11 protein-coding genes are annotated in these 11453 nt (G+C 71.2%); 4 read left to right on the top strand and 7 right to left on the bottom strand.

Features of this window, described 5'->3' with window-relative positions:
• The first annotated feature begins 116 nt into the window (after window positions 1-116).
• From ACFZDA_RS23035 to ACFZDA_RS23020, 4 genes are read left to right on the top strand one after another with little or no spacing between them, the layout of a single operon-like run.
• Window positions 117-407, top strand: a complete 291-nt coding sequence (locus ACFZDA_RS23035) for a hypothetical protein (RefSeq protein WP_391084497.1) — start codon at window positions 117-119, stop codon at window positions 405-407.
• A 55-nt stretch (window positions 408-462) separates the two neighbouring features.
• Complete coding sequence (locus ACFZDA_RS23030) at window positions 463-1299, top strand: hypothetical protein (protein WP_391084494.1); 837 nt, start codon at window positions 463-465, stop codon at window positions 1297-1299.
• Window positions 1300-1315: 16 nt separating this feature from the next.
• Window positions 1316-3256, top strand: coding sequence for a fumarate reductase/succinate dehydrogenase flavoprotein subunit (locus tag ACFZDA_RS23025; protein WP_391084491.1), 1941 nt, complete (start codon window positions 1316-1318; stop codon window positions 3254-3256).
• Window positions 3253-4029, top strand: coding sequence for a succinate dehydrogenase/fumarate reductase iron-sulfur subunit (locus tag ACFZDA_RS23020; protein WP_391084489.1), 777 nt, complete (start codon window positions 3253-3255; stop codon window positions 4027-4029). Before ACFZDA_RS23025 ends, ACFZDA_RS23020 begins: the two co-directional genes overlap by 4 nt.
• Here the strand turns inward: ACFZDA_RS23020 and ACFZDA_RS23015 are convergent.
• The 7 genes from ACFZDA_RS23015 to ACFZDA_RS22985 all read right to left on the bottom strand — a co-directional run bounded on the left by ACFZDA_RS23015 (window position 4004) and on the right by ACFZDA_RS22985 (window position 11427).
• The gene (locus ACFZDA_RS23015; protein ID WP_391084486.1) at window positions 4004-4999 is read right to left on the bottom strand and encodes a phosphotransferase; all 996 of its coding nucleotides are present in this window, start codon (window positions 4997-4999) and stop codon (window positions 4004-4006) included. The two genes, ACFZDA_RS23020 and ACFZDA_RS23015, sit on opposite strands and share 26 nt — an antisense overlap.
• A complete protein-coding gene (locus ACFZDA_RS23010; protein ID WP_391084483.1) occupies window positions 4996-6102 on the bottom strand; it encodes a hypothetical protein in 1107 nt (368 codons plus the stop codon). Before ACFZDA_RS23010 ends, ACFZDA_RS23015 begins: the two co-directional genes overlap by 4 nt.
• Before the next feature lie 67 nt (window positions 6103-6169).
• Window positions 6170-8806 (bottom strand): SpoIIE family protein phosphatase, encoded by a 2637-nt coding sequence (locus ACFZDA_RS23005; protein ID WP_391084480.1) that lies wholly within the window; start codon window positions 8804-8806, stop codon window positions 6170-6172.
• A 252-nt stretch (window positions 8807-9058) separates the two neighbouring features.
• Window positions 9059-9490, bottom strand: coding sequence for an ATP-binding protein (locus tag ACFZDA_RS23000; RefSeq protein ID WP_391084477.1), 432 nt, complete (start codon window positions 9488-9490; stop codon window positions 9059-9061).
• A 143-nt stretch (window positions 9491-9633) separates the two neighbouring features.
• Window positions 9634-10083, bottom strand: a complete 450-nt coding sequence (locus ACFZDA_RS22995; protein ID WP_391084474.1) for an NUDIX domain-containing protein — start codon at window positions 10081-10083, stop codon at window positions 9634-9636.
• A 56-nt stretch (window positions 10084-10139) separates the two neighbouring features.
• Window positions 10140-10334 carry an SPOR domain-containing protein gene (locus ACFZDA_RS22990; RefSeq protein ID WP_391084471.1) on the bottom strand — a complete coding sequence of 65 codons (195 nt, stop codon included), beginning with the start codon at window positions 10332-10334 and terminating at the stop codon, window positions 10140-10142.
• A gap of 340 nt (window positions 10335-10674) precedes the next feature.
• Window positions 10675-11427, bottom strand: coding sequence for a GntR family transcriptional regulator (locus ACFZDA_RS22985; protein WP_391084467.1), 753 nt, complete (start codon window positions 11425-11427; stop codon window positions 10675-10677).
• Window positions 11428-11453 lie beyond the last annotated feature (26 nt).

Genomic DNA, 11453 nt, shown 5'->3' with positions numbered 1-11453 from the left:
CCTCGGCCAATCGATGCACATCCCTTCACAGCACAAGGTGTGACGCGCAACACTCGCAGGCGCATGAGCGTTGCCGCCTTGGGCCTCGAAGGACCCGCGGGAAGTGAGGGCAAATCATGTCCGTTCACGACGAACTGACGTCAGTCCAGCGCAGTCTCGACGAGCTGTTCCGGTCGCTGGGACGCCTGGAGAAGCAGCTCGGCACCGGCGGCCTGGAGATGCGCCGCGTCCGAGCCGACGCCAACCATCTGCGCGAGAGCGTCGCCCTGCTGCGCGACGCCGCCGCCACACCGGCCGCACCGAAGCGCCCCGACCTCGTCACCATCCCGGACGCGCCGTACGACCCCTCGCTGTGGGTCGACTCGGACGACGAGGGGCTCGGCGCCCGGGACCGGCGCGCCCCCTGACCGGGAGGGCGTCGAGCGACCGGCACCTCCCCCGAACCCGACCGGAGTCGTCAAAGTGGCCACTGGTACGGAACCTCCCGCCACGGAACCCCATCCCCGAAGCGGCGGCGTGCGGGCGGGAACGCGCGCCGCGATCGACGCCCCGCACCTGCGCACCGACCGCTGGTGGCTGGCCCCGGCCGGCACGGTCGCGGGCCTGCTGGCCTTCATCGTCTACTCGACGTGGCGGGCCTTCGCCGACACCGACTACTACGCGGCGCCGTACGTCTCGCCCTTCTACTCGCCGTGCCTGGCGGAGCGCTGCGAGCCGATGAGGGGCGGGCCGAACTGGGAGATCTTCGGCAGCTGGTGGGGGATCTCCCCCGCCATCATCATCCTGATCTTCCCGCTCGGCTTCCGGCTGACCTGCTACTACTACCGCAAGGCCTACTACCGGGGCTTCTGGGCGTCCCCGCCGGCCTGCGCGGTGGCCGAGCCGCACCAGAAGTACACGGGTGAGACCCGCTTCCCGCTGATCCTGCAGAACATCCACCGGTACTTCTTCTACGCCGCGATCGTCGTCGCCGGGATCCTCACCTACGACACCGTGCTCGCCTTCCGCGACGAGCACTACGCGTGGGGCCACATGGGGCTCGGCACGCTCGTGTTCCTGGTCAACATCGTGCTGATCTGGGCGTACACGATCTCCTGCCACTCGTGCCGGCACATCGTCGGCGGCAAGCTCAAGCACTTCTCCAGGCATCCCGTGCGCTACCGGATGTGGCAGTGGGCGGGCCGGCTCAACGCCCGGCACATGCAGCTCGCCTGGGCGTCGCTGGTGAGCGTGGCGCTCGCCGACTTCTACGTCTACCTGGTCGCGTCCGGTGCCTTCGACGATCCGCGGTTCTTCTGATGAGGGGTGCGTTGTGATGTCCGTGGTCGACCGGCAGGAGTGGGACGTCGTCGTCGTGGGGGCGGGCGGCGCCGGACTGCGCGCCGCCATCGAGGCCCGCGAGCGGGGCGCCCGTACGGCCGTGATCTGCAAGTCGCTGTTCGGCAAGGCGCACACGGTGATGGCCGAGGGCGGCATCGCGGCGGCGATGGCCAACGCCAACGAGAACGACAACTGGCAGGTCCACTTCCGCGACACCATGCGCGGCGGCAAGTTCCTCAACCAGTGGCGGATGGCCGAGCTGCACGCGCAGGAGGCGCCGCAGCGGGTGTGGGAGCTGGAGACCTGGGGGGCGCTGTTCGACCGCACCAAGGACGGCCGGATCTCCCAGCGCAACTTCGGCGGCCACGAGTACCCGCGCCTCGCCCACGTCGGCGACCGCACGGGCCTGGAGCTGATCCGCACCCTCCAGCAGAAGATCGTCGCGCTGCAGCAGGAGGACTTCAAGGAGACCGGCGACTACGAGTCCCGGCTGAAGGTCTTCCAGGAGTGCACGGTCACCCGGGTGCTGAAAGAGGACGACCGTGTCTGCGGCGTCTTCGCCTACGAGCGCGAGTCGGGCCGCTTCTTCGTCCTGGAGGCTCCCGCCGTGGTGATCGCGACGGGCGGCATCGGCAAGTCCTTCAAGGTGACGTCGAACTCGTGGGAGTACACCGGCGACGGCCACGCGCTGGCACTCCTCGCGGGCGCTCCCCTGCTGAACATGGAGTTCGTGCAGTTCCACCCGACGGGCATGGTCTGGCCGCCGTCGGTGAAGGGCATCCTCGTCACCGAGTCGGTGCGCGGTGACGGCGGGGTGCTGCGCAACTCCGACGGCAAGCGGTTCATGTTCGACTACATCCCCGACGTCTTCAAGGACAAGTACGCCGAGACCGAGGACGAGGCCGACCGCTGGTACGACGACCCGGACCACAACCGGCGTCCCCCCGAGCTGCTCCCCCGCGACGAGGTCGCGCGGGCGATCAACTCCGAGGTGAAGGAGGGGCGCGGCTCCCCGCACGGGGGCGTGTTCCTCGACGTGTCGACCCGGATGCCCGCCGAGGTGATCAAGCGGCGGCTGCCGTCGATGTACCACCAGTTCAGGGAGCTGGCGGATGTCGACATCACGGCGGAGGCGATGGAGGTCGGTCCCACCTGTCACTACGTGATGGGCGGGATCGCGGTCGACTCCGACACGGCGGCGGCGCGCGGCGTGCCCGGCCTGTACGCGGCCGGTGAGGTGGCCGGCGGCATGCACGGCTCCAACCGGCTCGGCGGCAACTCCCTGTCCGACCTGCTGGTGTTCGGGCGCCGGGCGGGCTGGCACGCGGCCGAGTACGCGGCCGGGCTGGGCGGGGCGCGGCCCGTCGTGGACGACGGCCAGATCGGCTCCGCCGCCGCCGAGGCCCTGCGGCCCTTCTCCGCCGAGGCTCAGATCGAGGAGCCGAAGGGCGGCCCGCCGGAGAACCCCTACACCCTGCACCAGGAACTCCAGCAGACGATGAACGACCTGGTCGGCATCATCCGCCGCGAGCCGGAGATGGAGCAGGCCCTGGAGAAGCTGGGCGAGCTGCGGGCGCGGGCCCGCCGGGCCGGCGTCGAGGGGCACCGGCAGTTCAACCCCGGCTGGCACCTCGCCCTGGACCTCAGGAACATGCTGCTGGTCAGCGAATGCGTGGCGCGGGCCGCGCTGGAGCGCACCGAGTCGCGCGGCGGGCACACCCGCGAGGACCATCCGGGGATGGACCGCAAGTGGCGCCGGATCAACCTGCTGTGCGCGCTGACCGACCCGACGGGCGGGCTGTCGGCCACGGACCCGGTCCGCGGTCAGATCACCCTCACCCGCGAGACCACCGAACCCGTCCGTGCCGACCTGCTCGCCCTCTTCGACAAGGAGGAGCTGGTCAAGTACCTGGCCGAAGAGGAGCTGTACGAATGAGCAGCTACGAGGCCCGCTTCAAGGTGTGGCGGGGCGATGCGCAGGGCGGCGGCCTGGAGGATTTCAAGGTCGAGGTGAACGACGGCGAGGTGGTGCTCGACATCATCCACCGCCTCCAGGCCACCCAGGCCCCCGATCTCGCCGTGCGCTGGAACTGCAAGGCGGGCAAGTGCGGTTCGTGCTCCGCCGAGATCAACGGCCGGCCGCGGCTGTTGTGCATGACGCGCATGTCGGTGTTCGACCGGGAGGAGACGATCACGGTGACGCCGCTGCGGGCGTTCCCGGTCGTGCGCGACCTGGTCACCGACGTCGGCTTCAACTACGCCAAGGCCAGGGAGGTCCCGGCGTTCGTGCCGCCCGCGGATCTCGGTCCCGGCGAGTACCGGATGATGCAGGAGGACGTGGACCGCTCCCAGGAGTTCCGCAAGTGCATCGAGTGCTTCCTGTGTCAGGACACCTGCCATGTGGTGCGCGACCACGAGGAGAACAAGCAGGCGTTCGCGGGGCCCCGTTTCCTGATGCGGGTGGCGGAGCTGGACATGCATCCGCTGGACGCGGCGGCGGAATCCGGCCTGGACCGCAAGACCACCGCCCAGGACGAGCACGGCCTGGGCTACTGCAACATCACCAAGTGCTGTACGGAGGTCTGCCCGGAGGGCATCAAGATCACGGACAATGCGCTGATCCCCCTGAAGGAACGGGCGATCGACCGCAAGTACGACCCTCTGGTGTGGCTGGGCTCGAAGATCAGGAGGCGCTCTTCAGCAGGCTGAGCGCCTGCCGGAGATTCTGCTCGGCGATGTCCCGCATCCGCTCCGGGTGCGGGAAGTCGCCCTCGATGAGGGTCAGCGGGCCCGAGACCAGGCTGAGGTGCATCGACAGGCGGTAGAGCCGCATACGCGCCTCGTCCAGGCCCGGGGCGCGCAGGGCGTCGTAGTGGGGGCCGAAGCGGAGTCTGAGGAAGACGTGCTCGTGCTCCACGTCGAAGTACTTCAGGCCCTCGATGTCGATGAGGGCCGGCTGCCCGTCGGACGTGAGCAGGACGTGGTCCGCGCCCAGTTCGCCGTGGATGAGCGTCTGGCGGTCGCGTGGCCGGACCTCGGCGGCCAGGGAGTGGATCAGGTCCTCCAGTTCCCGGCGTACGGCGGCGGCACGGGGTTCGCGCCGGGCCGCTTCCGCGAGGCAGCGCACGGCGCCGTCGGTGACGCGCTGTTCGCAGGAGACGCCGTGGGAGGAACCGCCGTTGTCGACGACGGCGACCTTCCCGAAACGGGGGCCGGTGTGGGCGTGCAGGGTGGCGAGGAGTTCGGCCGTCCGGTCCATCAGCCGGGGTGCCTCGCGCGGGTCCCGGGCGAGGGCGTCCTCCAGGCTGCCGCCGGGCATGTCCTCCACGACGGCCGCGTCGGCCGGGAGGTGGGTGTGCGTGGCGTCCGCGTGCAGCAGGCGGGGGGTGCGGACGCCGGAGGCGGCCAGGCGGTCGTGGGCCGCCGTGAACAGGCCGAGGCCTGTGCCGTGGGAGAAGACGTCCCGGGGGTCGGGGTCCGGCTGGTCCCAGTAGTCCTCGTCGGCCGACCAGACGTAGGCGACGGCCGTGGAGTCGTCGTCCAGGATCAGGCGGTAGACGCCCTTCTTGGTGCCGCCGCGCAGGCGTTCCACACCGGTGAGGGTGCGGCCGGGGCCCAGGGCGGCCCGGGTCAGGGGGGCGAGGTCGGTGCGGGTGAGGTGGCGTCGGGTCGTGTTCACCGCACCCAGTCTTCCTCGTACGCACGCCAGTCCGCCTCCGTCGCGGCGAAGTCGATGTACAGCGCGACGCCGAAGCGGGCCCGGTCGGCGTCCGTGCGGGTCAGCCCGAGGCGGACGCCCCGGACGGCGGCGGGCACGGTTTCGGCGTGGTTCCAGTGGCCGAAGCGGTTCTCGTGGAAGAAGGGCAGGCCCATCAGCAGGTCGGTCGAGGGCGGGGTGACCTCCAGGGCGAGGGAGGTCTGCTGGGCGACGTAGCCGCCGTAGGTGCTCTCCAGGGGCTGCATGGTGTCGTACGACATCACGGCGATCTGGTCGACGCGGCGGGCGACCTGGCCGAAGAACTCCTGCGACCACCACTTGGGGTGGCCGGTGAACGTCCCGAAGACGGAGTGGAGGGCGGGGAGCGGGTCGATCTGGTGGGCGGCGACGGAGAGGGGGACGTCCCGGGAGCGGGTCTCGCGGTGCAGGGCGTCGAGGAGGGTGAGGTAGTTCCGGTCGCCGGAGTGGAGGGGCTCCAGGTCGAGATGGACGCCTTGGTAGCCGGTGTCGAGGATCTGTCGGGCGGAACGCAGGACGGCGGCGCGGGTGTCCTTGTTCTCCAGGCGCATGCCGTCGGGGGTCTCGGTCGCGAGGACGTCGCCGAGGAAGGCCTGGACGCGGACGCCGGGGAGTTCGTCGTGTACGGCGTCGATGAACCAGCGGGCTTTCGGGTAGGCCGACTTCGGCAGCGTGCCGTCGTGCTCCAGAGGGCCCGAGTGGACGTACAGGTCGCGGATGCCGGTGCCTCGCAGGCGGCGGGCCAGGGCGGTGACGTCGGCGTCCTTCTTGCGGCCGTCGACCCAGGCGTGGCCGAGCCAGAGGGCGTCGCGGTTCCTGGTGTGCGTGCCCTGTGCGGGGTCGCCCTGGTGGTTGATGTAGAGGGCTGTCTCGGCGGTCAGGAGGGGGAGGAGAAGGGCCGCCAGCAGGGCGAGCGCCGTGCGTCTGATCCAGCGGCGGCGGGGGCGTGCGGCCCCGGTTTCGGCCTCGGTTCGGGCTTCGGTGTCGCTTTCGGCTGCGGCTTCGGTCTCGGCTTCGTCCGCAGTCGTGTCCTCCACGCGTTCCAATGCCGTCTCCCCGGTGATGCGGTCGGTGTTGCCGGTGAGGACGACCCGTACCGGTGTTCGGTTGCGGTCAGAACAGGCTCAGCAGTGCCTCCGCCGGGTCCGTCAGCCTTGTTTCGCCGCCCGGCAGGGGCAGTTCGAACCACACCGTCTTGCCCCGGGGTGTGCGGCGGGAGCCCCACGCGGCGCTGAGGAGGCCGACCAGCTGGAGGCCCCGGCCGCCCTCGTCGGTGTCACGGGCCCGGCGGCGGCGGGGCTGGACCAGGCCGGAGTCCCAGACCTCGCAGACCAGGGTGCGGTCCAGCAGCAGCCGCAGCCGGATCTCGCCCTCGCCGTAGCGCAGGGCGTTGGTGACGAGTTCGCTGACCAGCAGCTCCGTGGTGTCGACCAGGGGTTCCAGGTCCCAGCTGAGCAGCTGGGCGCGCGCGTACTCGCGGGCCCGGCCCACGCTGCGCGGCTCGCGCGGCAGGGTCCAGTCGCCGACGGACTCCGTGGGCAGGCCCTGTACACGTGCCATCAGCAACGCGATGTCGTCCTCGCCGTGATGCGTGTCGAGGGTGTTGAGGACGTGGTCGCACACGTCCTCCAGGGGTTGGGTGGGGTCGGAGAGGGTGCGGACGAAGGCCTGGAGACCCTCGTCGAGGGGGTGGTCGCGGCTTTCGACCAGTCCGTCCGTGTAGAGCGCGAGCAGGGCGCCCTCGGGCAGTTCGACCTCGACCTCCTCGAAGGGCTCGCCGCCGACGCCGAGCGGCAGGCCCGGCGGCACGTCGAGCATCAGGGCCGACTCGCCGGGTTCGACCAGGACGGGCGGCAGATGGCCCGCGTTGGCGAAGGTGCAGCGCCGGGTGACGGAGTCGTAGACGGCGTAGACGCAGGTGGCGAGGTACACCTCCGACAGATCCGCCTCCCGGGGGCGGCGGGCCGCCCGGGTCGCCTGCTGCACTCCGCCCGGGGCGCCGAGGCCGCGGGCGATCTCGTCCAACTGGGAGAGCACCTCGGCCGGTTCCAGGTCGAGCTGCGCCAGGGTGCGCACGGCCGTGCGGAGTTCGCCCATGGCGACGGCGGCGCGCAGGCCGCGGCCCATGACGTCGCCGACGACCAGCGCGGTGCGGTGCCCGGGGAGTTCGATGACGTCGAACCAGTCGCCGCCGACCTCGCTGGGCCGGCCGGTGTTGGCGTTGCCGGGCAGATAGCGGCAGGCGATGTCGAGGCCGGAGGCCTCCGGGTCGCCGGGCGGGAGCAGGGACCGTTGCAGTATCAACGCGCGTTGGTGCTCGCGCCGGTAGAGGCGGGCGTTGTCGATGCAGACGGCGGCCCGCGCGGCGAGTTCGACGGCCAGGTCCCGGTCGCGGTCGCCGAACGGCTCGCTGCCCTTGGTACGGGCGAACTGCACGAGCCCGACGACGGTGTCGTGGGCGACCATCGGCACGGCGAGCGTGGACTGCACCAGGCCGCCGTCCTCGCCGGGGACGGTCTGCGGGCGGGCCGTGCGCAGGGCGTCCGCGCAGGGCGAGTTGAACGGGTAGTGGTGGACGGCGCCGACCGCGACGGGCACGCCGGTGCCGGCGAAGGGCGCGTCGGAGACGGCGCTGGCGAAGGCCACCCGGCGCAGTTCGGCGCTGCCGTCGGCGAGTCCGGGCGGGGTCTCGTCGCCGACCAGCAGGCCCTGGTAGAGGTCGACGGTGGCCAGGTCGCAGAATCCGGGCACGACGACGTCGAGGAGCTGACGGGCCGTGGTCTCCAGGTCGAGGGAGTTGCCGATGCGGGCGCCGGCCTCGTTCAGCAGGGCGAGGTTGCGGCGGGCGGCGGCGGCCTCGCGGGCGGCGGCGCGGCGCGAGGTGATGTCCGTGCCGAGCCAGGCGATGCCGATCGGCCGGCCCGAACCGCTGTGCACGCGATAGAGGTTGACGGACCAGTGGCGGCGCTCGTCGGAGCCCGGCACGAAGCCCGTGACGTGCATGTCCGTGATGGAGTTGCCGGTCTCCAGCACGCGGCGCAGCGTGGCGGCGACCCGCTCGGCCTCGCCGCGCTGGAGGTAGTCGTGGACGCCCTTGCCGCGGTGGTCGTCGGGTGAGCCGCCGAAGATGGACGCGAACCGGTGGTTGGCGCGGCGTACCCGCAGATCGGGGTCGATCAGCAGGAAGCCGAACGGGGATTGACTGAAAATAGCCTGCGAGGCGGCGAGGTCGGTCTCGATGCTGCGCAGCGTGCGGACGTCGACGACGATGCAGACGGCGGCCTTCTCGCCCTCCTCGGTGCGCGTCGGCATGACGTACACCTCGGCGAGCCCCTCGTTCCCGCACTCCGCCTCGGCGCCCTTCGGCATGCGGAACGGCACCACGCCGGTCCACTCGCGGCCGTCGAGGATCTCGGCCATCTTGCGCATGCCCCGCTCGCGCAGGCGGGGGTCGATGAACGTCTCGATGGGGTCCATGCCGACGGCGCGTTCGGCGGGGATGCCGAAGAGGTGCTCGGCGCGCAGGCTCCACTGGTCGACGAGGCCGTCGGGGCCGATGGAGAAGGACGCGACCTTGATGTAGTCGTAGATGGATCCGGGGGGACTGCTCTGCCACATGGCGTCCCCAGGCTGCACACCGTCGGCCGCGAGCGCACCTCCCACCGCGGAAGCCAGGCCGTCCGCGGCCATCGCCCTCGCGCCCTCCGACGGGTCCTCGGACTCCGTGGCCTTCGCTGGTATCTCGCTCACGCGAACCGTCCCCTCCAGCTCACCGCGTCCGGCACCGGTCACCGGGGGCGGCTGCCCGCAGTATCCAGCACTACGGTGCCGCACAACACGGTGTTCACGATCACAGCACGGTCCCGATGGTTTTCGGTCCGGACCGTGAGAACACTCCCAGTCTTCTAACCAGGGGACACGTCGTCGAATCCCGTCCATCGGCAACCGCCACTGGCCTGAACCATTCGCTCTACAGCGGCAGGGCTGACGTACACCGATTTTTCACTCCGGAACGGCGAGTTCGAACCACACGGTCTTGCCCACACCGCCCGGCCGGGTGCCCCAGCGACGGCAGGAGGAGGCCACGAGTTGGAGCCCGCGGCCGCTCTCGTCCTCGGGTCGGGGGATGCGCTCGTGGGGCGGGTCCGGGAGCGGGTCGGAGACCTCCACCAGGAGGACGGCGTTCCGTTCGGAGGGGCGGACCAGACGGACGCCTATGGGGCCCGTGGCGTGCCGCAGGGCGTTGGTGACCAACTCGCTGACCAACAACGCCGTGAGGTCGGCGAGGCTGTCGAGGCCCCAGCCGCGGAGCCGTCCCCGGACGGCCTGGCGTGCGGTGCGCACGGCGCCCGGCTCGGCGGGAAACGTCCACTCGGCGCGGTCACCTTCGGTGTCGATCACGCCGATCACTTCCCCGGCAGCGGGCCCACCCATGTCCTGTTTCATAGGGTTAATGGGCACATACCCGATATCAGGGGCGAAGTACCGCACACGGCAGCGCACTGTGGCACGAAAGGCGTACAGGGCGCCCGCACGGCCGTCTTCGGCCTTACGGGCCCTTTCGCCCCCGGATGGCCTCAGACGCCGGGCACTTCTCCCGTCTCTCCCGTCCGGGGGCCGTCGCCGAGAGGCCCGAGGTGCGCCAGTGTCTGCCGCAGCGCGGGCACGTCCTGGTCGAGCCAGTCCACGTCCCAGATCTCGTCGGGGCCGAGCCAGCGCAGCGCGTCGTGGTCTTCAAGGGGCTTGGGGGCGGCGGAGCCGGGGCGCAGTCGCGCGGTCCACACCTGCAGCACGTACGGCGACTTCAGCGGCCACTCCCCCGGGACGCGCCCGCCGGCCTCGGCGTCGACGCCGAGTTCCTCGCGCAGCTCCCGTACGAGCGCCGCGTCGGCCGTCTCGCCCGGCTCGACCTTGCCGCCGGGCAGCTCCCAGCGCCCGGCCAACTCGACGGGCGCGCTGCGCCGGGCGGCCAGCAGCCGCCCGTCGTCGACCAGCGCGGCACCCACGACGACGATCCGCTCACTCATGCGGTGAGCCTACGACTGCCATCCGGTCCATCCGGCCCAGAAGGACCGGGCCCGGGTCAGTCGTGCGCCCCGCCCGCCCCGTTCTGGCCGAGCCGCTCGACCCAGTACAGCTGGTTGTGGCCGCGGCCGTCGAGGCTGTCCGCGATCTTCTGGGCCTCGGCCCGGGTCGCGTAGCGGCCGACCCGGTAGCGGTTGCCGGTGTCGTCCTCGCGTATCACGAGCCAGGGAAGAGTGATCGTGCTGTCGTTCATCGCGCCCCTCCACTTCCCACTCGCGGCCTGTGCCGTGCCCCACCCGATAAGGAAACCGCAATGCGCATATGCCCGAGCCTACGCCTAACCTTCACGCAGCGAATACGGCTTTTCACAAAGAGGTACGCAACCGGCCAGTACACAGGGGCGCACGATGACGAGCGCGCCGTCCGCGTACCTCGACGCACCCGGCTGGAGGCATACCGCATACGCCGCCGCCGACCTGGGACAACGACGGCCGACTCGGGGATACGGACCGCTCCGGCCGGGGACGGCTCTCGCGGTGATCATGTGAGCGGGGCGCGCGGGGGGCGCGCCGCGGGGCTGAAGGGAGCGTTCGCTACTTGACCGGAAGGTGGTAGGCGACCCGGTACCGATCGGCCGGGATGACCACGTCGGCCGTCTCGACCGGGCGGCCGGAGGCGTAGAACGTGCGCTGGATGACGAGGACCACATGACCGGGGACACCCCCGAGGACGAGCAGTTCCTCGGCGAGGCCGGGGCGGGCGCCCACCTCCTCGGTGACGTTGTCCACGATCACGTCGATCGCGCGCATGCGCTCGACGACCCCCATGCCGCCGAGCGGCCCCTCCTCCGGCAGCATCACCGGCGTACGGCCCGTGAGGGCGAGCGGCTCCCAGGAGGTGGAGAGCATCATCGCCTCGCCGCCCTCGCGGTAGAGGTACTTCGTGCACATCACGCGCTCGCCCGGCTCGATGGCCAGCCGCTCGGCGACCGCGACACCGGCCTCGGACTGCTCGCTGCTGGACTCCCAGGTGCCGCGCCCCTCGCCGTCGGCCTGCTCCTGGCGGAACGGCGTGGCCCCGCCGGTCGGGCGGTATCCGGAGCGGGCGATGCGCCGGGGCACGGGCCGCTCGCGCACATACGTCCCCGAGCCGGAGCGGCCCTCGACCAGGCCTTCCGCCATGAGCACCTTGCGGGCCTCGAGGGCGACGGTGTCCGAGACCCCGTACTCCTGGCGGATTCTGGCCTGCGACGGGAGGCGGGTGTGCGGAGGGAGCTGACCGTCGACGATCTTCTTGCGGAGATCACCCGCGACGCGCAGGTACGCCGGCTGCTCACCGAATGTCACTGGCCGCTCCCATCAGGTTGTACAGA

The organism is Streptomyces sp. NPDC007991, from assembly GCF_042958445.1.
Classification (GTDB): domain Bacteria; phylum Actinomycetota; class Actinomycetes; order Streptomycetales; family Streptomycetaceae; genus Streptomyces.
The sequence above is the reverse complement of the archived record's forward strand: the minus strand, read 5'-3'. Positions and strand labels throughout refer to the sequence as shown.